This is a genomic window from Kitasatospora sp. NPDC001603 (assembly GCF_040298365.1).
In the GTDB taxonomy this organism is placed as follows: Bacteria; Actinomycetota; Actinomycetes; order Streptomycetales; family Streptomycetaceae; genus Kitasatospora.
The window spans coordinates 31,420-55,863 of sequence record NZ_JBEPAA010000054.1 but is presented as its reverse complement, the minus strand read 5'-3'; the positions used below and the strand labels follow the sequence as shown (position 1 = coordinate 55,863).

Here is a 24,444-nt window from a genome sequence, read left to right as displayed (position 1 = left end):
CACGTGCCCGTCCCTGGATATGGGGCCGTCCAGCTCCGCCAATCCGACAACTACGACGCCGCTACGTATACCTGCTTTGAGGAACGTAGCACTAGCCAGGAGTTGCCTTCGTATCGCACCCACCACTCGGGAGTGGTCGTAGCCCAGAGGGACGTTGAAGGTTCCTGAGGCGGCGTCGAGGAGAGTTCTGCCGTCCCACAGCTCGATGGATGATCCGCGGCCCCGGGCCAATGTGTGGGCGCGTGAGTCAGCGGCTCCCTGACGAGCTGCCTTCGACGTGGATTCGGTCATGACGGCCTTCCTGAGATCGAGGGGGTCTCCCCGCGTCCGGACTGCATTACATCTCGGGGTGTGTGGCGTGGCATCCGGGCCATGTGCTGAGGGGATTCCCGGAGGCAGTTCCGAGCCCCACATCCGACATGTAGCATGACAATCTTGACGGGGCAGCGTGCGCACAGGTCCTGAGGGGGCTCTGTTGCCCATGCACTGACGGATCACGACTGGAAGCACCTCCGGCACTCGGTCGACCCGCCGTCCGCCCCTCGGAGCAGGTCGGCGGCAGGTGCTCCGATCGTCCTCTCGGCACGCCTCGGCAGTGAGACATCCTGTCTCCGGTCGTGACAGCGATCCGCACTCGTCCACCGCCGACACACTGGCCTGAGCTGCCCACGATCGTAGTGCACCGGGCACCTGCCTCATCGTGCTACCCGCCCGAGCAGGGTGTCACCCGGTGAGGAATCACCGTCCTTATAGTGCGAGGTTGAATTGTCTGCACCAGGCCTGGATCTGCTTGTGGCGTTTCTCGAGATCTACCGTTCGGGGTCCTTGTCGGCCGCTGCGGAGCGCCTTGGCGTCAGTCAGCCCGCCGTGAGCGGTCAACTCGCCCGCTTGGAGTCACATCTCGGCGAGAAGTTGTTCGTGCGCTCCGCCAGGGGAGCTGCACCGACCGCACGATCGGGTGCTCTGGCGGTCCAGGTCGGACTGCACCTCGACCGGCTGCGGGGAGTCCTGCGCCCGGAACGCGAAGCACTGTTGGAGGGCGATCTGCGCATCGCCGGCGCGAGCGAGGTCATGGCGTTGCGGGTGCTGCCTGCGTTGGCCGGCCTCATCGCCCGCGGTTTACGCGTCCGGGCAACGTTGGGCTTCTCGCACGGACTTCTCGACGCCCTTGCTGACGGCCAGGTCGACCTTGTCATCGCCTCCACACGCCCGAGGCACCCCGACATCGACGCCGTGCCCTTCGTCGACGAGGAGTTCCTGCTCGTAGCCTCACCCGCGCTCATGCACACCATGGACTTGGACAAGCTCGCGACCGAGCCGGTGAAGGCACTCGCACATCTGCCGCTCGTCGCCTACTCGCAGGAGCTGCCGATCATCCGTCGCTACTGGCGCAGCGAGTTCGGGTGCAGGCCGTCCAACTCCGCCGCTCTCATCGTTCCGGATCTGCGGGCCGTGCTCGACAACGTGATCGCGGGAGCCGGCTTCTCCGTACTTCCGCGCTACATCGCGCACCAGGCCTTGACGGACGGGCTGATCGAGCAGATCCACCATCCGCTCTACCCTCCACTCAACACCCTCTATCTCGCGACCCGGCGCGGCTTCGAGAGCCCGGGGCTGTCGGAGGCCCGCAAGACACTACTCGCGGAAGCGGCCGGTTGGGGGGGCCCTGTAGCCGGCGCCGCCGGCCCGCCCGGGCTCCCGAGCCTTGATCCGCCGCCAATCGCCGCTGCGGTGGCACCAGGCAGGCCGACCACGTCCGCCGCCACCGTCGGCGGATGAGCAGGAAGGCACACCGCCACCTCGACATATAAGGACCCGAATACCCGCGATGTGGCGAATGTGGGACCAGCGCTGCAGCATAGCCGCGTTCCACGGATCCCGAGTGTCGGGAAATCGGCGGTGGCGAGCTGGCCTCGGACCGGGAAGGGGTGACCTGAATGGCAGACCCGCCAAGCGTGCCTCGACTGAGCCGACGCGCTCCGGCCGGTTCCGCCGACCACCCCGCCGGCTCGTGCCCCGCACGTCTGGCGGTTTCCACGATCTTCGCGGTCAACGGTGCGCTGCTGGGAAACTGGGCTCAGAGAATCCCTGAGACTCGGGAGCGACCCGGCACCGGCGACGGAACCCTGTGCTTGGCTCTCTTCGCGCCTGCCGCCGGAAGCCTGAAAGCGATGCCTGTTGCGCGTTGGATCATGCAGCGGTGGGGTAGCGCCCGTGTCCTGCGCGTTTCCGCAGTTGCAGCCTGCCTGCTTGCCGCGGGGGTCGGGGTCGACCGTAGCCTGCCCTCCGCAGCCACGATTGTCCACCTCCCGTCCCGCACCATTGCGACTCCAGGACGCGGGCGACGACGACGGGCGCTGCAAGCCCACCCGTCGACGTCGAACCGACTACCGGTTCGACGTGGTACTCGTCGACGAGCGTCTCATCGACAACTGAACTCCCGTCCCTGCCGCAGGCGCTGTCGGCGACGACGAGTGACCGGAGCCGGCTTATCGTCCCTTGTCGGACAGCCGGACCACGAGCGGATCGGCCTTCCACGGCACGATTCGGCAGCCGACCGTCCCCGGCGGGCAAGGGTGGGAGACCCGCCTGGGGACGGTCGGCTTCCTCCGACCTTCGGGCTCCTACTGAGGATTTCGGGTTGTCGTCGGGTAGTGACGGTTCATGATCCCTGCGGTATGCCGTTGGTGTGAGGTATCCGGAGGGTGGGGGCCTGACCGCTGAGCGTCGGGCGTTTCGTGAGGGGATCCGGTTCCAGGCCGGGATGCGGTTCGCGGTGGGTGAGAAGACCACGGTGATCGCAAAGGATCTGCGGGTGAGCGTGCGGTCGGTGGAACGCTGGCGCCGTGCCTGGCGCGAGGGCGGGATGGAGGCATTGCGCTCAGCGGGGCCGGCCAACTCCCCGACTGTCACCGACGCCCAGTTCGCCGTGCTTGAGGAGGAACTCGGCAAGGGGCCGACCGCGCATGGTTTCGCGGATGAACGGTGGACGCTGGCCCGGGTGCGGAGCGTGATTCAGCGCCGGCTGCAGCTCAGTCTTTCGATCCCGACGGTGTGGCGGCTGCTGAAACGGCGCGGCTGGTCCTGGCAGGCACCCGCCCGCAGGGCCCTCGAGCGTGACGAGCATGCGGTGGAGCTGTGGAAGAAGGAGGTGTGGCCGCGGGTAAAAGCATCGGGGCGGCGTGTGGCGGCTGGATCGTCTTCGAGTTGCGCCGTGAGGCGCTGTGTTTCGTGTGGAGGTGAGAGACCTCCACCGCTGGCCTGTCGTAGCAGGGAGGTGGAGCTGAGGGCAGCCTGATCCGGGTGATGCCGGGGAGGGCGGGAGCGGCCCTGACAAAGCCGGGACGTGCCAGTACTGCCAGATGGCGCGGGTCCGGCGAGCGGGATGAAGAGGAGTACGCGAGGAACCGGCGTCTTTACGTCTCTTAACGATGTCATCGGCTCGAACCTGGCGGATCTGGGCCGGAAGCGGTGCGCACTCGTCGCGGGTCGGCGGGGAACTCCTTGGTCGGTCTTTCGAAGCCGGCCGGGAGGCCACGAGGAAGGTCTACGGCGTACTCGTGGCGATGCCGCAGGGACACAGTCGGGCTCCTACTTCGTCGAGCGAAATGCAGTGAACACGGGAACCATCCGGTCTCAACTCCCCTGTCGTGCAAGGCCAGTGCCCGGCCGGGGATAGGCGCATCGACTGCCGAACGGGCCGGATGGGGCGGAGCCGCCGTAGTACTCCGAGCCGGGGAAAGCCCGGTGCATGGGGAAGGGCGGCAGCGGTACCGAGAAGGGATGGAGGCTGCAATGCCGAAAGAGGCACCGCTGAACAGCGGCGCTCTGCTGGAGGCGGCCCCGGTGGGGCCGCGCCAGCGGGTATCGGAGATGCAGGCCAAGCTTCACCGTTGGGCGGTGGCCGATCCCGGCCGCCGGTTCGACGATCTGTTCAACCTCGTGCACGACCCGGCGACGCTGATCGCGGCGTTCGACCGGGTCGCGGGCAACCGGGGAGCCGGAACTCCTGGCGTGGACGGCCTGACAGCCGCCGACATCGAGGAAGCGCTCGGCGTTCCCGGGTTCCTGGACGACCTGCGTGCCCAGCTCAAGGCGGGCGCGTTCCGGCCGCTGCCGGTACGGGAGAAGATGATTCCCAAGCCGGGCGGGTCGGGGAAGGTGCGGCGGCTGGGGATTCCCACGATCGCCGACCGGGTCGTGCAGGCCGCGCTGAAGCTGGTGCTGGAGCCGATCTTCGAGGCCGACTTCAAGCCGGCCTCCTACGGGTTCCGGCCCAAGCGGCGGGCTCAGGACGCGATTGCCGAGATCCACTTGTATGGCACCTGCGGCTACCGCTGGGTGCTGGACGCGGATATCGCGGCGTGCTTCGACGAGATCGATCACGTTGCACTGATGGACCGGGTCCGGAAGCGGGTCAAGGACAAGCGCGTGCTGGCGCTGGTCAAGGCGTTCTTGAAGTCCGGGCTGCTGAACGAGCTCGGGGAACTTCAGAACACCTATACCGGCACGCCGCAAGGGGGCATCCTGTCCCCGCTGCTGGCCAACATCGCCCTGTCGGTGCTCGACGAACACCTGCACCGGGCATGGGAAAGCGGCGGGGAACTGTCCACCGAGTACAGGCGCGGACGACGCCGGGCCAAGGGCCTGCCCTCGTGGCGGCTGGTCCGCTACGCGGACGACTTCGTCGTCCTGGTCCACGGGACCAGGCAGGACACCGAGGCACTGCACGAGGAGATCGCCCAGGTGCTCGCACCGATGGGGCTACGGCTGTCACCGGCCAAGACCCAGGTGGTGCATCTGAGCGAGGGGTTCGACTTCCTGGGGTTCCACATCCAGTGGCGCCGCAAGAGGGGAACGGACAAGTGGTACGTCTACACCTTCATCGCCGACCGGCCCTTGCGGTCGATCAAGGCGAAGATCCGTTCCCTGACCCACAGAACGTCGCAGCAGGACCTGGCTGTGGTGCTGATCAACTTGAACAGAGCCACGCAGGGTTGGGCCCACTACTTCCGGCACGCCGTCGCGAAGCACGTATTCACCAAGGTGGACGACATCATCTGGTGGCGACTCGTCCGCCTGCTGCGTGAACGGCACCGCTGGAACTGGAGGGACTTCCGCCGACGATTCACCACCCCCAGCGGGCGGTGGCTTCCGATCGCGGCGGGCGAGATCAAGCTGCGGAAGATCAGCGCGATCCCGGTCACCCGGTATCGCTACCGCGGCAACAAGATCCCCAACCCCTGGGTCCCCGAGACCGCCTGACGGCAGAGACCGTGGAGAGCCCGTTGCGTTGAGAGGCGCACGGCGGGTTCGGCGAGAGGTCCGGGGAAACGGACCGGGAGCAATCCCGGCACCGCGCCCCGGGCCTACTCAGCGACGAAGCCGGATTCTCCATGACGCCGCCCAGCGCCCGCACCTGGGGCCGACGCGGAGACACCCCCGTCGTCCGGGTCCGTGGCAGATCCCGCCGCCGGACCTCGATCGCCGCCCTGTGCTGCTATCGCCCGGGCGAGAGCCGGCTGATCTACCGGCCCCGCAACCACCTCCTCCTCAAGGGAGCCCGCAAGAGCTTCTCCTGGAAGGACTACCGCGACCTGCTGGTCCGGGCCCACATCCAACTCGGCGGACCGATCGTGGTCGTCTGGGACAATCTCAACACCCACCTGTCAGCAGGGCTGAAACGGTACGAGGCCGAACACGACTGGCTCACCACAGTCCGTCTCCCGCCCTATGCACCCGACCTGAACCCCGTCGAGGCCATCTGGTCACTCGTGCGCAGAGCGATGGCGAACACCGCCTTCGGGACGCCCGACGACCTCGACCGCACACTCCGCCGCGAGTTGCGCCGAATCCAACTCCGACCCCACCTGATCGACGGATGCCTGACCGCCACCGGCCTGACTCTCAGACCACCGACCCCACCCTGAAAACCTCAGTAACAGGTACACCGTTTGCGGCGCTGCAGGGACACGACACCGTCGAAACCCGCGGCTCGGGTCGATGCTCCGAACCGTATCTCGGCCGCTGCGCTGCTCACCTGTCTGCGATGGCGCGCCCCGGCGTACGGGGAAACATACCGTGATCTACTCACCCGACTGCGAGAACCGATCGATCGCAGAATTGGTCCTACAAGTGCTTGATCATCGTCTTCTCCCTCTCGGGGGGATTCCCGCGCGAACGGGGCCATGAGGGCTGCCAGCTGGCCGGCAGGAGCGCGACTGGAGTTCCGGGCCGTCGAGCGTTGACTTTGACCCGGCATCGTCAAGTACGCTTCCGGGCATATGGTCTGACGTTGCTCGCGGGATCATACGCCGAGGTTTGCACAGGCGTCCAAGCTCACTCGGTTCCAGGACACGACACCTCTACGAGGAAGTGCCGACCTGGCACTTCGAAGCCGAGGTCTCTGCTGTGCGTCAGACCCCCGTGACAACAAGGCGATCGCACAGCCGGATCACCGCGCGACGGTCGAACTCTTCCTGGCGGGTCATGCCTCACAACGAGCCCGACCGCGCTCGGCCCTGAAGGCGAACAGAGCTGCCACCGCCCGCAGTGGAGGGTGCTGCCGGCCCAGGTGCCACCGTGCGGGACTCCAAGTCGGCCATCGAACAACCTCAGCCAGGAGCAAGCCAACCCGCTGGTTCCTCACCTTCAGCTAGCCGACGCACGACCTCAGCAGGGATTCGACATGGACAACGCTCCACGGTGCGAACCGCCCAGGGTTCTGCTCCAGGACGAAGTGCTGCGGGAGTTCCTCACCGCAGCCGTCGAGAAGTACCAGTTCATCACCTCCAGATCGCCCCTCCCGTGCTTCGCACTCCTCCTGGGGTCGGCGCACGGCAATACGTTCGCCGTGGAACGCATAGCCTTCGCCCGTAACGCGCGAACTGAGGACCCCGCCGCACGAGTCGAGTTCACCGCCTCGATCATTCCGCGGTTCGGCACCGCCTACGAGAACGAGGCCCGCGGATGGTGGGTGAACTCGAGCGACCTCCTGAGCATCTCCCGGGAAGCCGAGGCGGACGGCCTGGATCTGCTGGGCTCAATCCACCTGCACCCCGACTGGCATCGCATCGGGCCCCCGTCCGAACGGCACCTGGTTCTCAGCGACCATCCGACCCCGATGGACCAGCACACCTTCGGCCGCACCAGCTGGCCGGTCAACCTCATCTGTTACCTGGAGCGCCGAGGTTCTGCGATGTACCACTCACTCGCGGCCTGGTCACCGCCCAGCGAGCCCGACGACCAGTGCCACCGAATACCCCTTCTGGTAACGGCTGACGTGACGATGGAACGGTGAACTCGGTGAACTCGGTGAACTCGACAGCAGAATCACAGATCCACGCCCTATGGGATGCGATGAGGTCGGCATGGGCCACCGAAGACGCAGAGGGATTCGCAGCGGTCTTCACGGAGAACTGCGACTTCACCACCGTGCGGGGCGAGAGGATGCGCGGCAGGGCAGACATCTCCGAAGGACACGGACGCCTCTTCCGATCGACCTACCGTTCCACCAGGCTCGACACGGTGATCCGCTCCATCCGGTACCTGAACCCGGACCTCGCGACCGTGACCGTCGAGTCCACCGTCTCAGCGTTCGACGGAGCCACCATTGCCGGCACTCACGCTCTGGCTGTCGTAGAGCGAACGATGGTCTCCGGCACGAAGGCCTGGCAGATCACCGCCTTTCACAACATGGTTCCCGTCCGCACGCCGGCGCCCTGACCAACCCCGATGAGCCCAAGGAGGCACACGTGTCCGACCTGCCCAACACGCACAAGCCCCGACTCCGGCACCTCGCCATCGTCGCCCAGGACCCCATGAAGCTCGCGCGGTTCTACACCGAAACCCTCGGCATGCGACTCTTCCACCAAGACCCCGACGGCAGTTGCTTCCTCTCCGACGGTTACTTCAACCTCGCCCTGATCAAGCACCGGCTGAACGGTGACACACCGCTGGGGATGAACCACTTCGGCTTCCATGTGGCCGACACGTCGGACACGTCCGCGGCACTGATCGCGGCCGGAAGCTCCCAGCCCGCGGAGCGCTTCACCACCCGCCCGTTCGCCGAGTACCGGGCCATGGATCCGGAGGGAAACTGGTTCGACCTGTCGACACACGGCTTCGGAGGCACTGATCCGTCCCCCGCAGAGCAACCGCCGGTCGACAACGGCTGATCGACTATCTCCGGATGAGTCCGGGCCGAGGCACCCGGGGGGCGGAAGCCTTGCACGCCGTCCGTGAGGCTCATCCTCGGCCGAGGAGCAGTACTCATGAGGGATATCCCCCGCACAGGCGTGACTCTCAAATTGACTGGACATCATCATAATCGTGAGCGCAGAGAAGGGCGCACCCGCCACGACGATGCGCGGAGATCCACGCTTTGACGCGCCCCTTTCGCAGTGCGCCGAGTCGAGGCGCACATCGCCCTCTGCAGCAAGACCAGTCCGGAACCTCTTTCCCTGTCAGCCCCACATGCAAGGAGAAATGTCATGGACAAATCACGCCGCCGGAAGTGGCCCTCCGCCCTGCTCGCCACGGCCGCCATCATGGCGCTTGGCACCGGCCCTGCCGTCGCGGACAGCGCCACTGCCCAGTCCGTCCAGGGCAGGGCGACCTACTACAACGACGCCGGGTACGGCGCGTGCGGTACCCAGATCGACGCTTCCCGCGAATTCCTGGTGGCTGTTCCCGCCGCCTACTGGACCAGCCCGAACCCGAACAACGACCGTCTCTGCCGGGGCGTTTGGGTTCGAGTGACCTACCAGGGCAGGACGATCACCGTCCCGGTCGCCGACAAGTGCCCGTCGTGCGACAGTAGCCACATCGACCTGAGCCTCCCCGCGTTCCAACAGCTCGCCGACCCCAACGTGGGAGTCATAAACGTCCAATGGGAGTTCGTCGGAAACTGGTTGGGTCAGGTGCCGGCGGACCACTCCCGCTCCGGCAAGTAGAGCTGCTCCGCGCCGTGCCTGGTCTGATCCTCCAGCAGGCCGGGCACGGACGCTGCGGCAGCTGGCGTCCTGGCGATCCCGTCCGTTGAACCTCCCGGGGCAGCATGAACAGCCGCGACGCCCGCTGATGAGTAGCGGCAGAGCCTTGGGACCGCGTGGTCCGGCCGGACCACGCGCGACGGGTTGGGGGCCCTCCACCTCGGCGGGGGCGCTGCGAGTGGGCCACCGCCGTGCGCGACGCCGAGTCGGATCCGACGACCTGCTACTCGGCGTGGGTCAGGAGTCCCAGATCCTTCACCAGTGCCTGCAGTCCGGCTGACAGCGACGCCTTCACCACCACCAGGTCGCCGGGGCGCAGTAGATCCCCCAGCAGGCGGGCCGCGGACTGGCGGTCGGCCACGAAGTGGGTCTCGGCGCCGCCGGCGCGGGCTCCGGCGGCGGTGTGCTCGGCGTCGCCGTCGCCGATCGCGACCACCAGGTCGGTGCCGAGCTCGGCGGCCAGGGCGCCGACGGTGCGGTGCTCGGCGGCCGACGCCGGGCCGAGTTCGCGCATCTCGCCGAGCACCGCGACGGTGCGCCGCCCGCCCCGCATCGCGGCCACGGCGCGCAGCGCGGCGGCCATCGAGTCGGGGTTGGCGTTGTAGGCGTCGTCGATGACGGTGACGCCGTCCGGGCGGTCGTGGCGCTGCATCCGGGAGCCGGTGGAGGCCACCGCGGTGCTGAGGGCGTCGGCGAGAGCAGGCCGTCCTCGGGGCCGCCACTCTCGCCCTCGTCCGTGCTCCGGACGGGCGCGGGGACTTCCGGATCGTCGACCGCAGCAAGGACGTCATCATCCGGGGCGGCCTCAACGTCCACCCCGGGAGGTCGAGGAGGTGCTGTACCGGCACCCGGCGCTCGCCGGGGCCGCGGTGGTCGGCGTGCCGCACCCGACGCACGGGCAGGAGGCGGCGGTGGTCGTGCTGCGGCCCGGCGCCGGGGCGACCGCCGAGGAGGTACGCGAGTTCGTGCGCGTCCGGGTCGCGGGCTACAAGTACCCGCGGTTGGTGGGGACGACGGAGGTGCTGCCCAAGGGGGCCGACGGGGAAGATCCTCAAGCGCGAGATCGCGCCGCCGGTCCGGCTGCTCCAGCGGCCGGGCGCCGGGCGGGCGTCGGTGCGCAGGTCGGCGTCCGCCCGCTGCCGGTGGCGTGCTCGGGTGGTGTCGCGCGTGGGGCGCCGGGGCGGTTGCCGACCTGGTCCGGTGCGCCGGTCCGGGTCTCAGCCCACGGGGTGGTTCGCCCAGAGCGCCGGATCGTTCACGTTGTCCTTGGTCACCAGGGGCGCGGGGAGCTGGTCCTCCAGGCCGTTGGGCAGCTGGATGATGGTGGACTGGTGGTCGGTGGGCCCGGTCTGGAAGGACCTGCCCTGGGCCGCGGCCCGGGCGTAGAAGAGGGCGTACTTGGCGTAGAGGTCGGCGGGCTGGGAGACGGTGGCGTCGATCTGGCCCTCCCGGATGGCGGCGAGCTCGGTCGGGATGCCGTCGTTGGAGACGATGGTGATGTGGCCGCTCTGGCCCGCGGGCTTGAGTAAGCCCTTCTGGCGCAGGACGTCGAGGGTGGGCTGGAGGAACACCCCGCCGGCCTGCATGTAGATGCCGTTCAGGTCGGGGTGGGTGGCCAGGGTGGACTGCAGCTTGGTGGCGGCGACGTCGCCCTTCCAGTCGGTCGGCAGCTCGATGACCTGGATCTTGGGGTAGTTCCGCTTCATGCAGGTGGCGAACGCCTCGGAACGGTCGTAGCCGTTGACCGAGTTGAGCGCGCCCTGGAGTTCGGCGACCTTGCCCTTGCCGCCGAGCTGCTTGCCGAGGAACTCGCAGGCCTTGGTGCCGTAGGCCTTGTTGTCGGTGCGCACCACCATGTAGACGTTGCCGTGTTCCGGCTCGGTGTCGACGCTGATCGCGTTGATGTTCGCGGCGAACAGCCCGGAGAGCGTGACATCGGTGGTCACGGTGTTCTGCGGCGCCATCACGATGGACTTGGGGCGGCGGCGCTGCAACGCCTGGATGTTCGCGGTGAACTTCGCCTCGTCGCCCTCGGAGTGGGTGAGCGGCAGGACGTCCAACTGCTGGGCGCCGATCTCCTGCTGGAGGTACTTCGCGTAAGCCTTCCAGAAGTCGGAGTCGGTGCGGGGGATGTCGATGCCGATCTGCTGGGCGGAGCCGCTCGGCCCGCCGGAGCTTCCGCAGGCGCCGAGGCACCCGGCGAGGAGCACGACGACGCCGCCCGTGCAGGCGGTCCGGGTGGTACGTGTCTTCATGTGGCGAAACGTCCTGGGTGGTAGGGGTCCGGCGGATCGGGGCGAGGCGCCGGGGGCCGGGGTCTCGGCACGTCGCCGTCAGGCGGTGGTGCCGGGGCCCCGGAGGTCGGTGGTGGTTCCGGTGGCGAGCCAGTCCTCGACCGCCGCCACGTGCACGGTGCTGGCGCCGGCGGCGCGCAGGGCGTCGCGGTCGACCAGAGCCCGCCAGAGGGCCTCGTGCTCCAGGTGGGCCTGCTCGCGGGCGGGGGGGGATCCGGGTGCCCGCGGCGCAGGACCGGAGGAGGGCGCCGCGCACGATCCGCAGCCGCTGGGTGTGGGTGGAGAGGACGCCGAGCAGGGTGGACAGCACCGGGTTGCCGACGGCGTCGGCGATGACGCGGTGGAAGTCGATGTCCAGCTCGACGAATTCCTCGATGCCGATGTCCGTGGCGCTCCGGTCGAGGATCGCCCGGAGCGCCAACAGCTCGTCGTCGGTGAGCCGGCCGGCGGCGAGGGCGGTCACCTGGGGTTCGAGCAGTCGTCGGACCTGGAGGAGCTGGCGGGCGGTGCGGCCGTGGGAGACGTCGGCGGCGAAGGCCAGGGCTTCGAGGAGCAGGTGCGGCTCCAGCCCGCAGACGTAGGTGCCGTCGCCCTGTCGGGGGACCAGGATCCGCATCGCGGTGAGCGCTCGCACGGCCTCGCGCAGCGAGCCGCGGGACAGCCCGAGCCGGTCGGCCAGGTCGGCCTCGCTGGGCAGCCGGCCACCGGGCTGCAGGACGCCGGAGACGATCATGCCCTTGATCTTCTCGATGGCCTCGCCCGTCACCCCGATGGTGATCGCCTCCCGCGTCCGGGTGCTCGCGCCTACGGGGGTCGGGCGAGGCCGCGGCGGCGCGGCCGGCCGGACCCGGTCCCGGTCCCGGCCGCGCCGCCGCGGCTCGCAGGCCGTACGACCCGTCACTCCTGCTTCTCGCCGGAGGCGAAGCGGGAGATGATCAGTGCGACGATGATGATCGCGCCGTTGAGGAACTGGTTCCACAGCGGCGGCACGCCCGCGAGGGTCATCACGTTGACCACGAGCTGGAGGGTCAGCACCCCGGTCAGGGCGCCGAAGAGCGTGCCCCGGCCGCCGTTGAGGCTGACGCCGCCGATGACGGTGGCGGCGAAGACCTGGAAGATCCAGCCGTTGCCCTGGTCGGCGGAGATGGACCCGTAGTGTCCCGTGTAGAGGACGCCGGCGAAGGCGGCCACCAGGCCGCCGAGGACCAGCACCGTCCAGGTGATCCGGTCGACCCGGATGCCGGCGGCACGGGCGGCCTCGGGGTTGCCGCCGATCGCGTACAGCGCGCGGCCGTGGCGCAGCCAGGCGAGCGCGCACCCGCCGGCGAGGAAGAGCAGGGCGCAGATCCAGATCGCCGCCGGGACGCCGAACCAGCGGGCGCCGCCCAGGTAGGTGAACGAGCCGGGCAGGTTGACGATCGACTGCCCCTGGGAGACGGCGACCTGGAGCCCGCGGAGCAGGGTCAGCGCGCCCAGGGTGACGATGAAGCCGTTCAGGCGCAGCTTGAGGATCAGGAAGCCGTTGACCGCGCCGATGAGCGCGCCGACCGCCAGGCACAGCGGGACGGCCGTCCAGGAGGGGAACAGCCCCAGGCCGTTGAAGCGCGCGCCGTGGTCGGGCAGGACCAGCCAGACCGCGATGACCGGGGCCACACCGATCGTGGACTCCAGCGAGAGGTCCATCCGGCCGGCGATCAGGATCAGCGCCTCGGCCAGGACGAGCAGGCTCAGCTCGGTGGCCTGCTGACCGACGCCCAGGAGGTTGTCGGAGGTCAGGAAGGCCGGCGAGACGGCGAAGCCGATGACGCCCAGGACGAGCAGGACCGGCACCAGTGACAGGTCGCGGTAGCGGGCGAGGGTGAAGCGGCGGTCGGCGGGCGCGGTGACGGCACTCGCCGGGCGCGCGCGGACCTCAGTGGTGGGAGACATCGCGTTCCTTCGTGTCAATCGGGCCAGCCAGGCCCTCCATGGCTGCGACCAGCTGTTCGTCGCTCCAGCCGTGTTCGAACTCGGCGACCACGCGGCCGTGGAACATGGCCAGGACCCGGTCGCAGACCCGCAGGTCGTCGAGTTCGTCGGACACGATCAGGGCGCTTCGCCCGGCGTCGGCGACCTGGCGGACGGTGCCGAGCAGGGATTCCTTGGACTTCACGTCGACGCCGTTGGTGGGCCGGACGGCGATGAGGACGTGCGGTTCGGTGGCCAGCGCCCGGGCGATGACCACCTTCTGCTGGTTGCCGCCGGACAGCGCGGACACGGGGGCCGCCGGCCCGGGCGTCTTGATGTCGAGTTCGTCGATCATCCGCCGGGCGAAGGCCCGGGTGCGCGAGGGCAGCACGGTGCCGAACGGGCCGAGCTGGTCGGTGACGGTCAGGGTGGCGTTCTCGGCGACGCTGCGCTGCGGAATGAGGCCCTGGAGGTGCCGGTCCTCGGGAACGAACCCGATGCCCGCGGCGAGGGCGGCGGGGACCCGCCCGGTACGCACCGGACGGCCGGCCACGGTGATGGTCCCGGTCTGGGGGCGGTGCAGGCCGGCCACGGTCTCGCCGAACCGGACGTTGCCGCTGGCGGCCGCGCCGGCCAGGCCCACGACCTCGCCGGCCCGCGCGGTCAGGGTCACGTCCTGGAAGGCGCCGACCAGGCTCAAGCCGGTGACGGTCAGCAGCGGGGCCCGGTGGGTGCCCGTCCGGCCGGTCACCGCCCAGGACGGCTCGCCGCCCCGGGCGCTCTCCCCGGTCATCGCCTCCACCAACGCCCGCCGATCGAGTTCGGCGACCGGCGCGGTGACGATGTGGCGCGCGTCGCGGTAGACCGTGACAGTGGAGCAGAGGTCGTAGACCTCCTGCAGATGGTGGGAGATGAACAAGAAGGCGACGCCCTGCTCCTGGAGCGAGCGCAGCTTGTCGAAGAGCAGCTCGATGCCGCGGGCGTCGAGCTTGGCGGTGGGCTCGTCCAGGATGATGAAGCGGGCACCGAAGGACAGCGCCCGGGCGATCTCCACGAACTGGCGCTGTTCGACGGTCAGGTCCTCGGCGCGAACGGTCGGGTCGACGTCGACGCCGTACTCGGACAGCAGCTCGGCGGCGCGCCGGCGCAGCCGCTTCCAGCCGATCGGCCGCAGCGCGCCTCTGTCGTCGGGGCCGTGCCGGTTCAGGAACAGGTTCTCGGCGACGCTCAGCGCGGGGATGACGGTGGAGCGCTGGTACACGCAGGCGACCCTGGAGCGCCAGGCAGCGGTGTCGCCGGGTGCCGGGGCGGGCTCGCCGCCGAACCGCAGGGTGCCGGTGTCCGGGCTCTGCAGGCCGGTGAGCACCGAGACGAGCGTGGACTTGCCCGCGCCGTTGCGGCCGACCAGGGCGTGCGACTCGCCGGGCGCGACCGAGATGCGGGCGTCGCTGAGGGCGACGGTGGCGCCGAAGCGCTTGCTGATCCCGTCGGCCTCGACGACGGGGCCCCGTCCGGGGCTGGGGTCCGCCATGGCGGGGTCCTTTCCGAGGGCTCCGGTGAACGGCGGCGGGTGGCCGCAGGCTCGGACGGCACCGCCGTTCACCGGGGGCGGGGACTACTTGCCGACGTTGTTGCCCCAGAGGCTCTGGTCGTCGACGTTCTCCTTGGTGACCAGGGGGGCGGGGAGCTGGTCCTCCAGGCCGTTGGGCAGCTGGATGATGGTGGACTGGTGGTCGGTGGGACCGGGCTGGAAGGTCTTGCCCTCGGCCGAGGCCTGCGCGTAGTGCAGGGCGTACTTGGCGTAGAGGTCGGCCGGCTGGGAGACCGTCGCGTCGATGTCGCCCTTGCGGATCGCGTCGAACTCCTGCGGGATGCCGTCGTTGGAGACGATCGCGATGTGGCCGGGCTGGCCGACGGGCTTGAGCAGGCCCTTCTGCTGCAGCAGGGCCAGCGTCGGCTGCAGGAACACGCCGCCGGCCTGGAGGTAGACGCCGCCCAGGTCCGGGTGGGCGGCCAGGGTGGACTGGAGCTTCGCGGAGGCGACGTCACCCTTCCAGTCGGTGGCCAGCTCGATGACCTCGATGCCGGGAAACTTCTCCTTCATGCAGGCGGCGAACGCCTCGGAGCGGTCGCGTCCGTTGATGGAGCTCAGAGCGCCCTGGAGTTCGGCGACCTTGCCCTTCCCGTCGAGCTGCTTGCCGAGGAACTCGCAGGCCTTGGTGCCGTACGCCTTGTTGTCGGCGCGCACCACCATGTAGACGTTCCCCTTGTCGGGGCGGGTGTCGACGCTGATCACCGGGATCTTCCGGGCGGACAGCTGTTCCAGGGTGGAGGCGATCGCACCGGTGTCCTGAGGTGCCATCACGACGGCCTTGGCGCCGGTGTTCTGGAACACCTGGACGTTGGCGACCAGCTTGGTGACGTCGTTCTGGGAGTTGCTCACCGGCAGGGTGTTCAGGCCCTGGGCGGAGGCGTCCTGCTTGACGTACTGCGCGTAGGAGTTCCAGAAGTCGGAGTCCGCGCGCGGCAGGTCGACGCCGATCGCCGGCTTGCCGCCGGCGGAGGAGTCCGAGGCGCTACCGCGGTTGCAGGCAGTGGCGAACCCCGCCAGGACGACGACGGCGGCGAGCGTGGCCGCGGTTCCGGAGGAGCGGAACTTCATGGTGCAGATCTCCTTGGCTGGGATTGGCCGGGTCCTCCACGGCGGTGAGGGGAACCGGCGCGGCGGGAGGGGTGCGAAGCCCGTCCCGGTGAGGCGAGGCGGGAGGGGAAGCCGGCCGCCTTCTCCGGCCCTGGTCCGGGAGGGGAGCCGGTTCCTGGTCGCGGCGATCGGGGCGGCAGACGACACCGGAGCGCGCGTCCCGTAGTCATGGGATGCCTTGCGATACGGAGGACCTTATGAGCCTGACAGCTGACTGACAAGAGAAAACCTCGGATGATTCACAACCGTGACATCCGAGTTTCCCGGATGTGTCACGACGCACCGTCATATCGGCTCTGAGCTGCGAGATTTGGGAGCTTCTGACGGGGCCTCACCCGGTGTCGCCAGGAAGACATCGGAGGACTTCTTGCGATATGCGAGGTCGCTCCGTATCGTCTGGGCATCACTGATTCATCCGATGTATCGGCCCATGGAGAGCCACGGCCTCCGGAGTGACCTGGGAGAGACAGCATGAGGTTCCTGCGGATCGGGCCGGCGGGGAAAGAGGTTCCGGCGGTCCTGGGCGAGGACGGGCGGGTGTTCGCGCTCTCGGCCCTGACCGGTGACATCGACGGGGCGTTCCTCGCCTCGGGCGGGATCGACCGCGCCCGGGCGGCCCTGGCCGCCGGGGAGCTGACGCCCCTCGACCCGGCCGGCCTGCGGACCGGCGCCCCCGTCGCCCGCCCCGGCAAGGTCGTCTGCATCGGCCTCAACTACCGCGATCACGCGGAGGAGACCGGGGCGGCCGTCCCGGACCGTCCGGTGGTCTTCCTGAAGGACGCCTCCACCGTGGTCGGCCCCTACGACCGGGTGCTGATCCCCCGGGGCTCGACCAGGACCGACTGGGAGGTCGAACTCGCGGTCGTCATCGGGCGGGAGGCCCGTTACCTGGCGAGCCCGGAAGACGTGGCGGACCACATCGCCGGTTACGCGATCAGCAACGACGTCTCCGAGCGGGAGTTCCAACTCGACTACTCCGCCCAGTGGGACCTCGGGAAGTCCTGCGAGACGTTCAATCCACTGGGTCCGTGGCTGGTCACCCCGGACGAGGTCGGCGACGTGCGGGCGCTCGGCCTGCGCCTGGCCGTCAACGGCGAGGTGCGGCAGGACGGCGACACCAAGGACATGGTCTTCGACGTGCCCTACCTGGTCTGGTACCTGAGCCAGTACATGGTCCTGCGGCCCGGCGACGTCATCAACACCGGCACCCCGGCCGGCGTCGCGCTGGGCCTGCCCGGCACTCCCTACCTGCGCGCCGGCGACACGGTCGAACTCGGCATCGACGGCCTCGGCACGCAGCGCCAGACCTTCTCCCACGCGTGAAAGGCACCGAGTTGTCCGCAACCACAGCGCGGATCACCGCCGTCGACACCTACGACATCCGCTTCCCCACCTCGCGGGAACTCGACGGGTCCGACGCCATGAATCCCGACCCCGACTACTCCGCCGCCTACGTCGTCCTGCGCACCGGCGCGGACGGCCACGAGGGCCACGGCTTCGCCTTCACCATCGGGCGCGGCAACGACGTCCAGGTCGCCGCGATCGACGCGCTGCGCGAACACGTCGTCGGACGCCCCGTCACCGGGCTGTGCGCGGACCCCGGCTCGCTGTACCGCGACCTGATCGGTGACAGCCAACTGCGCTGGCTCGGCCCCGAGAAGGGCGTGATGCACATGGCCGTCGGCGCCGTCGTCAACGCCGTGTGGGACCTCGCCGCCAAGCGCGAGGGCAAGCCGCTGTGGCAGCTGCTGGCCGACGCGGACCCGGCGTGGCTGGTCTCTCAGATCGACTTCCGCTACCTCACGGACGCGCTGACTCCCGACGAGGCGCTGGAACTCCTGCGCAACGGCAAGCGCGGCGCACCGGCGCGGGCCACCGAGCTGCTGCGCCGCGGCTACCCCGCCTACACCACCTCGCCCGGCTGGCTCGGCTACAGCGACGAGAAGCTCACCCGCCTCGCCAAGCAGGCGGTCGCCGACGGCTTCACCCAGATCAAACTGAAGGTCGGCGCCGACCTGGCGGACGACACCCGCCGCTGCCGCGCCGCCCGCGAGGCGGTCGGGCCGGACATCCGGATGGCGATCGACGCCAACCAGCGCTGGAACGTCGACGAGGCGATCGAATGGACCAACGCCCTGGGCGAGTTCGACCCGTACTGGATCGAGGAGCCCACCAGTCCGGACGACGTGCTCGGCCACGCCGCGATCCGGCGGGGGGTCCACCCGATCAAGGTCGCCACCGGTGAGCACGTGCAGAACCGGATCATCTTCAAGCAGCTGCTCCAGTCCGGCGCCATCGACGTCCTCCAGCTGGACTCCGCCCGGGTGGCCGGCGTCAACGAGAACCTCGCCATCCTGCTGCTCGCCGCCAAGTTCGGGGTCCCGGTCTGCCCGCACGCCGGCGGCGTCGGACTGTGCGAACTCGTCCAGCACCTGTCGATGTTCGACTACGTCGCGCTGTCCGGCACGGACGAGGACCGTGTCATCGAGTTCGTCGACCACCTCCACCAGCACTTCCTCGATCCGGTGGTGATCGAGAACGGTCGCTACCGGGCCCCCACCACGCCCGGGTTCTCCGCGACGATGCACCGGGCCACCATCGACACCTACACCTACCCGGGCGGCGCGTTCTGGGCCGCGGAACCGTCGGAGCCGGCGGCGCAGGGGGGCCGGGCATGACCACCGACCTCGACGGGCTCACCGCCCTGGTCACCGGCGGAGCCTCCGGCATCGGCCTGGCCACCGCCCGACTGCTCGGCGAGCGCGGAGCGGACGTCGCCGTCCTGGACCTCGACCCGACCGACGCCCGCCCCCCGCTGCGCGGCTTCACCGCCGACGTCGCCGACGACCGCTCGGTGCGCTCGGCCGTCCAGGCGGCGGCCCGGGCGCTCGGCGGGATCGACATCCTGGTCAACAACGCAGGCGTCGGCGCGGTCGGGACGCTGGAGGACAACCCCGACGAGCAGTGGCACCGCGTCCTGGACGTCAACGTGCTCGGCATCGTCCGCACCACCCGCGCCGCCCTGCCCCACCTGCGCCGCTCGGTGCACGCCTCCGTGGTCAACACCTGCTCCATCGCCGCCACCGCCGGCCTTCCGCGGCGCGCGCTCTACTCGGCGAGCAAGGGCGCCGTCCTCTCGCTCACCCTCGCGATGGCCGCCGACCACGTCCGCGAGGGCATCCGGGTCAACTGCGTCAACCCCGGTACCGTCGACACCCCGTGGGTCGCGCGACTGCTGGGCGCCGCCGACGACCCGGCCGCCGAACGCGCCGCACTGAACGCCCGCCAGCCCACCGGACGTCTGGTGGCCGCCGAGGAGGTGGCCGCCGCCATCGCCTACCTCGCCTCCCCGGCGGCCGAGAGCGTCACCGGCACGGCCCTGGCGGTCGACGGCGGCATGGCCGGCCTGCGGCTGCGACCGGAGCCCCGCCCGTGAAGCCGCGCCGCCGCCCCCTCGGCCGCACGCCGGTCCAGGTCACCGAGCTCGGCTTCGGCGCCGCCGGAATCGGCAACCTGTTCACCGCGGTCGGCGACGACCGCGCGGAACAGGCCATCACCGCCGCCTGGGAGTGCGGCGTACGGTACTTCGACACCGCCCCGCACTACGGTCTGGGCCTGTCCGAGCGCCGGCTCGGCGCCGTGCTGCGCACCCTGCCCCGGGGCGAGTACACGCTGTCCACGAAGGTCGGCCGGCTGCTGGAGCCGACCCCCGCCGGTGGGGGCGACGACCTGGCCTACGGCTTCGCCGTCCCCGCCACCCACCGCCGCGTCTGGGACTTCAGCGCCGGCGGCGTGCGCCGTTCCATCGAGGACAGCCTCCGACGCCTCGGCCTGGACCGGATCGACGTCGCCTACCTGCACGACCCCGACGACCACGCCGAGCAGGCGCTCGCCGAGGCCTACCCCGAGCTGGAACGCCTGCGCGCCGAAGGCGTCCTCGGGGCGATCGGGGTCGGTATGAACCAGGCCGGGATGCTGGCCCGGTTCACCCGCGAGACGGACCTCGACGTCGTCCTGCTGGCCGGCCGCTACAGTCTGCTCGACCAGTGCGGACTGGCCGAACTGCTGCCGCTGGCCCACCGGCGCGGCGTAGGCGTCGTCGTCGGTGGCGTCTTCAACTCGGGCCTGCTCGCCGACCCGCGCCCCGGCGCGACCTTCGACTACACCGCGGCCCCCGCCGAGCTGCTCGCCCGCGCCACCGCGCTCAAGGCCGTCTGCGCGGAGCACGGCGTACCGCTGCGCGCCGCCGCCCTGCGGTTCCCGTTCGGGCACCCGGCCGTCGCGAGCGTGCTGGTCGGCACCCGCAGCGCCGAGGAGGTCCGGGACGCCGCCGCGCTGCTCGACCACCCGGTTCCGGCGGCGCTCTGGGCGGACCTCAAGGAGCGTGGTCTACTGCCGGCGGACGTCCCCACCCCGGCGCGGGAGAGCTGATGCGCATCGCCCTGTTCATCACCTGCTTCAACGACACCCTGTACCCCGGCACCGGCCGGGCCGTGCTGACCCTCCTCGAACGGCTCGGGCACACCGTCGAGTTCCCGCGGGACCAGACCTGCTGCGGGCAGCTGCACTTCAACACCGGCTACCGCCCCGAGGCCGTACCGCTGGTGGCCCGCTTCGCCCGGGCCTTCGCCGACTACGACGCCGTGGTCACCCCCTCCGCCTCCTGCGCCGGCATGGTCCGCGACCACCATCCCCTGCTGGCCCGGAAGTACGGGAACCCCGGCCTCCAGCGGCAGGTCGAGGACCTGGTGCCCCGGGTGCACGAGTTCACCGAGCTGCTCATCGACGTCCTGGGCGTCACGGACGTCGGGGCCCGCTTCCCGCACCGGGTCGCCTACCACCCCACCTGTCACTCGCTGCGCGGCCTCCGGCTCGGGGACCGCCCCTCGCGCCTGCTGCGCGAGGTCGAGGGCCTCGACCTGGTCGACCTCCCCGCGGCCGACTCGTGCTGCGGCTTCGGCGGCACCTTCGCCGTCAAGAACGCCGACACCTCGGCCGCGATGCTCGCCGACAAGGGCGACGCGGTGCTCGACAGCGGGGCCGAGGTGCTGTGCGCCGCCGACAACTCCTGTCTGATGCACATCGGGGGCGGACTGTCCCGCCGGCGCGCCGCCGTGCGCACCATGCACCTGGCCGAGATCCTCGCCGCCACCGAAGGAGCCGCGCCGTGAGCGACCACCGTGACCGCGGCGTCGTCTGGCTGGGCGCCCCCTCCTTCCCCGACGCCGCCCGCGGGGCGCTGAAGGACACCCAACTGCGCGCCAACCTCAAGCGCGCCACCGCCACCATCCGCGACAAGCGGCTCGCGGTCGCCTCCGAACTCGACGACTGGGAGCAGCTGCGGGACGCCGGCGCCGCGATCAAGAGGCGCACCTCGCGGCACCTGGACCGCTACCTGGTGCAGTTGGAGGCATCCGTCACCGCGGCGGGCGGCATCGTGCACTGGGCCGCCGACGCGGCCGAGGCCAACCGCATCGTCACCGAACTGGTGCTCGCGACCGGCGAGCGCGAGGTGGTGAAGGTGAAGTCGATGGCCACCCAGGAGATCGGGCTGAACGAACACCTGACCGAAGCCGGCATCAACGCCTACGAGACCGACCTGGCCGAGCTGATCGTCCAACTCGGCGACGACCGGCCCTCGCACATCCTCGTCCCCGCGATCCACCGGAACCGCACCGAGATCCGCGACCTGTTCGCCGCCGAGATGCGCCACTGGGGGCGGCCCGCTCCCGAGGGCCTGACCGACGAACCGGCGGACCTCGCGGAGGCGGCCCGCCGCCATCTGCGGAGCAGGTTCCTCACCGCCAAGGTGGCCGTCTCGGGGGCCAACTTCGCCGTCGCCGACACCGGTACGGTCGTCGTCGTGGAGTCCGAGGGCAACGGCCGGATGTGCCTGACCCTCCCCGAGACGCTGATCACCGTCATGGGCCTCGAAAAGGTCGTCCCCACCTGGTCCGACCTGGAGGTCTTCCTCCAGCTGCTGCCGCGCTCCTCCACCGGCGAGCGGATGAACCCCTACACCTCCACCTGGACCGGCACCACCGACGGCGACGGCCCGCGGACCTTCCACCTGGTCCTGCTCGACAACGGCCGCACCGACACCCTCGCCGACCGGGTCGGACGGCAGGCCTTGGCGTGCATCCGCTGCTCCGCCTGCCTCAACGTCTGCCCGGTCTTCGAGCGCACCGGCGGCCACGCCTACGGCTCCGTCTACCCGGGCCCGATCGGTGCCGTCCTCACCCCCCAGCTCGTCGGCGTCGAGAACGCCGCGAGCCTGCCGTTCGCCTCCACCCTCTGCGGGGCCTGCTACGACGCCTGCCCCGTGAAGATCGACATCCCGGAGGTGCTCGTCCACCTGCGGGCCGAGGTCGTCGAGAGCGGGACGGGCGGTGCGGAGGCGCCGGCCATGAGGGCGGCCGCCGCCGTCCTCGGCTCCCCACGACTGCTCGGCGCCGCCCAGAAGGCCGCCGCCCTCGGTGGCCGGGCCCTCGCCCGCCACGGCCGCATCGGCCGGCTGCCGGGCCCGCTGCGCGGCTGGTCCGACACCCGCGACACCCCCGTGCCCCCGGCCGAGTCCTTCCGGACCTGGTGGCGCAAGAACCGGGAAGGCGAACGATGAGCAGCCGTGAAACAGTCCTCGGCCGCATCCGGGCCGCCCTCGCCGACGTCCCCGCCGGCGAGGACCCGGACGACGTCCCGGTGCCCCGGGCCTACCGCCGCCGCCACACCGAACCGGGCGAGGACGTCGTCGCCCTGTTCGCCGAGCGGGTCGCCGACTACCGCGCCACCGTCACCCGCACCGACCGGGCGGGCCTGCCGGCCGCCATCGCCTCCGCCCTCACCGCCCGCGCCGCCGTCCGTCTGGCGCTGCCCGACGGCTTCCCCGTCGAGCTGCTGCCGCCCGGCGACTGGCAGTGGCACCCGGAACCGCTGGACGTTCCCGAGCTGGACGCCCTGGACGGCGCCGTCACCCTCGCCGCCGCCGGCATCGCCGTCACCGGGACCGTCGTCCTGGACACCGGCCCCGGCCAGGGCCGCCGTGCGCTCACCCTGGTCCCCGACTACCACCTGTGCGTCATCCGGGCCGGCCAGATCGCCGACGACGTCCCAGAGGCCCTCGCCCGCCTCGATCCGACGCTCCCGCTGACCTTCGTCTCGGGCCCGTCCGCCACCAGCGACATCGAACTCGACCGGGTCGAGGGCGTGCACGGCCCCCGCACCCTGCACGTCATCATCGTCGACCCCACCCGACCGGACCCGGAGCCGTCATGAGGATCGCCCTGCACACCCGCGTCCGCGAGGACCGGATCGAGGAGTACGAGGCCGCCCACCGCGCGGTGCCCGCCGAACTCACCGCCGCCATCCGCGCCGCCGGCGTCAACTCCTGGACCATCTGGCGCAGCGGCTGCGAGCTGTTCCACCTGCTCGAATGCGAGGACTACGCCCGGCTGCTCGGCGAACTGGAGCGCCTTCCGGTCAACGTCGCCTGGCAGGCGCGGATGGGCGAACTCCTCGACGTCGCGCACGACTACGGTGAGGGCGGTGCCGCGGCCGGGCTCCGGGCGGTGTGGGAGCTGTGACCGGCCCCGGGACCGTCGACGCGCACCACCACCTCTGGAACCTCGCGGCGAGGCCCCAGCCCTGGATCACCGGTGCGGCCCTCGCCCCGCTCGCCCGCTCCTTCCACGTCGAGGACCTGGCTCCGCGGGCCCGCGCCGCCGGTGTGAGCGCCACCGTCGTCGTCCAGACCGTCTGCGTCCCCGGGGAGACCTCCGAGCTGCTGGCCCTCGCCGCCGGCGGCGGCCTGGTCGCCGGCGTCGTCGGCTGGACCGACCTCACCGCCCCCGACGTCGCCGACGCGCTCGCCGCCCTGCGTGAACGACCAGGCGGCGACCGGCTGGTGGGCATCCGGCACCAGGTCCAGGAGGAGCCCGACCCGGGCTGGCTGCTGCGGCCCGACGTGCACCGCGGGCTACGCGCGGTCGCCGGGGCGGGCCTCGCCTACGACCTGGTCGTCAGGCCGCACCAGCTGCCCGCCGCCACCGCCGCGGCCGCCCGGATGCCCGGTCTGACGTTCGTCCTCGACCACCTGGGCAAGCCGCCGATCGCCACCGGGGCGCTCGAACCCTGGGCGGGGCACGTACGCCGTCTGGCCGCCCTGCCCAACACCGTGTGCAAGCTGTCCGGCCTGGTCACCGAGGCCGCGCCCGGCCGCTGGGGGAGCGAGCACCTCGGGCCGTACGCCGACACCGTCCTCGACGCCTTCGGCCCGCGGCGGCTGCTCTTCGGTTCCGACTGGCCGGTGTGCACCCTTCGGGCCGGCTACTCCGACGTCGTGCGGACCGCCGAGCAGCTCGTGGCCGGGCTGAGTCCGGGCGAGCGGGACGCGGTGTTCCGGCGCAACGCGGTCCTGGTCTACGGCCTCGACGTACCCGTTCCGGGCGTCACCGCCACCTGAACCGGGGCCCGCGCCGCCGCCCGTGACACCGGCCGCCCGTGACACCGGCCG

General features: G+C 70.6%; 21 protein-coding genes and 5 pseudogenes. 19 read left to right on the top strand and 7 right to left on the bottom strand.

Annotated elements, in window-relative coordinates; all coding sequences use genetic code 11:
* Positions 1-291 (bottom strand): annotated as a pseudogene (locus ABT263_RS28070) (hypothetical protein); the annotation flags it as partial.
* Between the two features lie 501 nt (positions 292-792).
* On the opposite strand from ABT263_RS28070, the gene ABT263_RS28065 reads away from it, so the two are divergent.
* The 9 genes and pseudogenes from ABT263_RS28065 to ABT263_RS28025 all read left to right on the top strand — a co-directional run bounded on the left by ABT263_RS28065 (position 793) and on the right by ABT263_RS28025 (position 8,954).
* Positions 793-1,779 (top strand): LysR family transcriptional regulator, encoded by a 987-nt coding sequence (locus ABT263_RS28065; protein WP_352294467.1) that lies wholly within the window; start codon positions 793-795, stop codon positions 1,777-1,779.
* 519 nt (positions 1,780-2,298) lie between these two features.
* The gene (locus ABT263_RS28060) at positions 2,299-2,436 is read left to right on the top strand and encodes a hypothetical protein (RefSeq protein ID WP_352294465.1); all 138 of its coding nucleotides are present in this window, start codon (positions 2,299-2,301) and stop codon (positions 2,434-2,436) included.
* 253 nt (positions 2,437-2,689) lie between these two features.
* A pseudogene (locus tag ABT263_RS28055) lies at positions 2,690-3,199 on the top strand (winged helix-turn-helix domain-containing protein); the annotation flags it as partial.
* A gap of 596 nt (positions 3,200-3,795) precedes the next feature.
* On the top strand, positions 3,796-5,265 hold the full coding sequence (gene ltrA / locus ABT263_RS28050; RefSeq protein ID WP_352294461.1) for a group II intron reverse transcriptase/maturase: 1,470 nt from the start codon (positions 3,796-3,798) through the stop codon (positions 5,263-5,265).
* 113 nt (positions 5,266-5,378) lie between these two features.
* A pseudogene (locus tag ABT263_RS28045) lies at positions 5,379-5,930 on the top strand (transposase); the annotation flags it as partial.
* 758 nt (positions 5,931-6,688) lie between these two features.
* Entirely contained in the window at positions 6,689-7,300 is a 612-nt protein-coding gene (locus ABT263_RS28040) for a hypothetical protein (protein ID WP_352294459.1), read from the top strand.
* Positions 7,297-7,725 carry an SgcJ/EcaC family oxidoreductase gene (locus ABT263_RS28035; protein ID WP_352294457.1) on the top strand — a complete coding sequence of 143 codons (429 nt, stop codon included), beginning with the start codon at positions 7,297-7,299 and terminating at the stop codon, positions 7,723-7,725. Before ABT263_RS28040 ends, ABT263_RS28035 begins: the two co-directional genes overlap by 4 nt.
* Positions 7,726-7,754: 29 nt before the next feature.
* Positions 7,755-8,177, top strand: a complete 423-nt coding sequence (locus ABT263_RS28030) for a VOC family protein (RefSeq protein WP_352294455.1) — start codon at positions 7,755-7,757, stop codon at positions 8,175-8,177.
* Between the two features lie 315 nt (positions 8,178-8,492).
* Positions 8,493-8,954, top strand: coding sequence for a cysteine/serine endopeptidase inhibitor (locus tag ABT263_RS28025; RefSeq protein ID WP_352294453.1), 462 nt, complete (start codon positions 8,493-8,495; stop codon positions 8,952-8,954).
* A 262-nt stretch (positions 8,955-9,216) separates the two neighbouring features.
* Here the strand turns inward: ABT263_RS28025 and ABT263_RS28020 are convergent, their stop codons facing one another.
* Positions 9,217-9,645, bottom strand: coding sequence for a glutamate ligase domain-containing protein (locus tag ABT263_RS28020; RefSeq protein WP_352294451.1), 429 nt, complete (start codon positions 9,643-9,645; stop codon positions 9,217-9,219).
* A 92-nt stretch (positions 9,646-9,737) separates the two neighbouring features.
* Here ABT263_RS28020 and ABT263_RS28015 point away from each other — a divergent pair.
* Positions 9,738-10,073 (top strand): annotated as a pseudogene (locus tag ABT263_RS28015) (AMP-binding enzyme); the annotation flags it as partial.
* A gap of 137 nt (positions 10,074-10,210) precedes the next feature.
* On the opposite strand, the gene ABT263_RS28010 reads toward ABT263_RS28015, so the two are convergent.
* From ABT263_RS28010 to ABT263_RS27990, 5 genes and pseudogenes are all read right to left on the bottom strand, one after another.
* On the bottom strand, positions 10,211-11,248 hold the full coding sequence (locus tag ABT263_RS28010; RefSeq protein ID WP_352294449.1) for a sugar ABC transporter substrate-binding protein: 1,038 nt from the start codon (positions 11,246-11,248) through the stop codon (positions 10,211-10,213).
* 355 nt (positions 11,249-11,603) lie between these two features.
* Positions 11,604-12,020, bottom strand: a pseudogene (locus ABT263_RS28005) (FadR/GntR family transcriptional regulator); the annotation flags it as partial.
* A gap of 164 nt (positions 12,021-12,184) precedes the next feature.
* Positions 12,185-13,216, bottom strand: a complete 1,032-nt coding sequence (locus tag ABT263_RS28000) for an ABC transporter permease (protein WP_329485059.1) — start codon at positions 13,214-13,216, stop codon at positions 12,185-12,187.
* Positions 13,200-14,765, bottom strand: coding sequence for a sugar ABC transporter ATP-binding protein (locus ABT263_RS27995; RefSeq protein ID WP_352294447.1), 1,566 nt, complete (start codon positions 14,763-14,765; stop codon positions 13,200-13,202). The genes ABT263_RS28000 and ABT263_RS27995 overlap by 17 nt, the downstream gene beginning before the upstream one ends.
* Positions 14,766-14,849: 84 nt before the next feature.
* On the bottom strand, positions 14,850-15,896 hold the full coding sequence (locus tag ABT263_RS27990; RefSeq protein WP_352294446.1) for a sugar ABC transporter substrate-binding protein: 1,047 nt from the start codon (positions 15,894-15,896) through the stop codon (positions 14,850-14,852).
* A 510-nt stretch (positions 15,897-16,406) separates the two neighbouring features.
* Between ABT263_RS27990 and ABT263_RS27985 the strand changes: the two genes are divergently transcribed.
* Genes ABT263_RS27985 through ABT263_RS27945 form a run of 9 tightly spaced genes read left to right on the top strand, consistent with a single transcriptional unit; the run spans position 16,407 to position 24,393 of the window.
* Positions 16,407-17,258, top strand: a complete 852-nt coding sequence (locus ABT263_RS27985; RefSeq protein ID WP_352294444.1) for a fumarylacetoacetate hydrolase family protein — start codon at positions 16,407-16,409, stop codon at positions 17,256-17,258.
* Between the two features lie 11 nt (positions 17,259-17,269).
* Positions 17,270-18,613 (top strand): L-fuconate dehydratase, encoded by a 1,344-nt coding sequence (locus ABT263_RS27980; protein ID WP_329485064.1) that lies wholly within the window; start codon positions 17,270-17,272, stop codon positions 18,611-18,613.
* Entirely contained in the window at positions 18,610-19,371 is a 762-nt protein-coding gene (locus tag ABT263_RS27975) for an SDR family NAD(P)-dependent oxidoreductase (RefSeq protein WP_352294442.1), read from the top strand. The genes ABT263_RS27980 and ABT263_RS27975 overlap by 4 nt, the downstream gene beginning before the upstream one ends.
* Entirely contained in the window at positions 19,368-20,366 is a 999-nt protein-coding gene (locus ABT263_RS27970; RefSeq protein ID WP_352294440.1) for an aldo/keto reductase, read from the top strand. The genes ABT263_RS27975 and ABT263_RS27970 overlap by 4 nt, the downstream gene beginning before the upstream one ends.
* Positions 20,366-21,106 carry a (Fe-S)-binding protein gene (locus tag ABT263_RS27965; protein WP_352294438.1) on the top strand — a complete coding sequence of 247 codons (741 nt, stop codon included), beginning with the start codon at positions 20,366-20,368 and terminating at the stop codon, positions 21,104-21,106. The genes ABT263_RS27970 and ABT263_RS27965 overlap by 1 nt, the downstream gene beginning before the upstream one ends.
* Entirely contained in the window at positions 21,103-22,554 is a 1,452-nt protein-coding gene (locus tag ABT263_RS27960) for a LutB/LldF family L-lactate oxidation iron-sulfur protein (RefSeq protein WP_352294436.1), read from the top strand. Before ABT263_RS27965 ends, ABT263_RS27960 begins: the two co-directional genes overlap by 4 nt.
* A complete protein-coding gene (locus ABT263_RS27955) occupies positions 22,551-23,207 on the top strand; it encodes a LutC/YkgG family protein (RefSeq protein ID WP_352294434.1) in 657 nt (218 codons plus the stop codon). Before ABT263_RS27960 ends, ABT263_RS27955 begins: the two co-directional genes overlap by 4 nt.
* Positions 23,204-23,515, top strand: a complete 312-nt coding sequence (locus ABT263_RS27950) for an L-rhamnose mutarotase (protein ID WP_329485071.1) — start codon at positions 23,204-23,206, stop codon at positions 23,513-23,515. Before ABT263_RS27955 ends, ABT263_RS27950 begins: the two co-directional genes overlap by 4 nt.
* Complete coding sequence (locus ABT263_RS27945; protein ID WP_352294432.1) at positions 23,512-24,393, top strand: amidohydrolase family protein; 882 nt, start codon at positions 23,512-23,514, stop codon at positions 24,391-24,393. Before ABT263_RS27950 ends, ABT263_RS27945 begins: the two co-directional genes overlap by 4 nt.
* The last annotated feature ends 51 nt before the right edge of the window (positions 24,394-24,444 follow it).

Excerpts from the sequence above, each read along its gene's own strand:
- ABT263_RS27965 (WP_352294438.1), top strand. The coding sequence starts at position 20,366 with ATGCGCATCGCCCTGTTCATCACCTGCTTCAACGACACCCTGTACCCC.
- ABT263_RS27985 (WP_352294444.1), top strand. The coding sequence starts at position 16,407 with ATGAGGTTCCTGCGGATCGGGCCGGCGGGGAAAGAGGTTCCGGCGGTC.
- ltrA (WP_352294461.1), top strand. The coding sequence starts at position 3,796 with ATGCCGAAAGAGGCACCGCTGAACAGCGGCGCTCTGCTGGAGGCGGCC.
- ABT263_RS28010 (WP_352294449.1), bottom strand. The coding sequence starts at position 11,248 with ATGAAGACACGTACCACCCGGACCGCCTGCACGGGCGGCGTCGTCGTG.
- ABT263_RS28000 (WP_329485059.1), bottom strand. The coding sequence starts at position 13,216 with ATGTCTCCCACCACTGAGGTCCGCGCGCGCCCGGCGAGTGCCGTCACC.
- ABT263_RS27995 (WP_352294447.1), bottom strand. The coding sequence starts at position 14,765 with ATGGCGGACCCCAGCCCCGGACGGGGCCCCGTCGTCGAGGCCGACGGG.
- ABT263_RS28020 (WP_352294451.1), bottom strand. The coding sequence starts at position 9,645 with ATGCAGCGCCACGACCGCCCGGACGGCGTCACCGTCATCGACGACGCC.
- ABT263_RS27955 (WP_352294434.1), top strand. The coding sequence starts at position 22,551 with ATGAGCAGCCGTGAAACAGTCCTCGGCCGCATCCGGGCCGCCCTCGCC.
- ABT263_RS27990 (WP_352294446.1), bottom strand. The coding sequence starts at position 15,896 with ATGAAGTTCCGCTCCTCCGGAACCGCGGCCACGCTCGCCGCCGTCGTC.
- ABT263_RS28040 (WP_352294459.1), top strand. The coding sequence starts at position 6,689 with ATGGACAACGCTCCACGGTGCGAACCGCCCAGGGTTCTGCTCCAGGAC.
- ABT263_RS27975 (WP_352294442.1), top strand. The coding sequence starts at position 18,610 with ATGACCACCGACCTCGACGGGCTCACCGCCCTGGTCACCGGCGGAGCC.
- ABT263_RS28025 (WP_352294453.1), top strand. The coding sequence starts at position 8,493 with ATGGACAAATCACGCCGCCGGAAGTGGCCCTCCGCCCTGCTCGCCACG.
- ABT263_RS27950 (WP_329485071.1), top strand. The coding sequence starts at position 23,204 with ATGAGGATCGCCCTGCACACCCGCGTCCGCGAGGACCGGATCGAGGAG.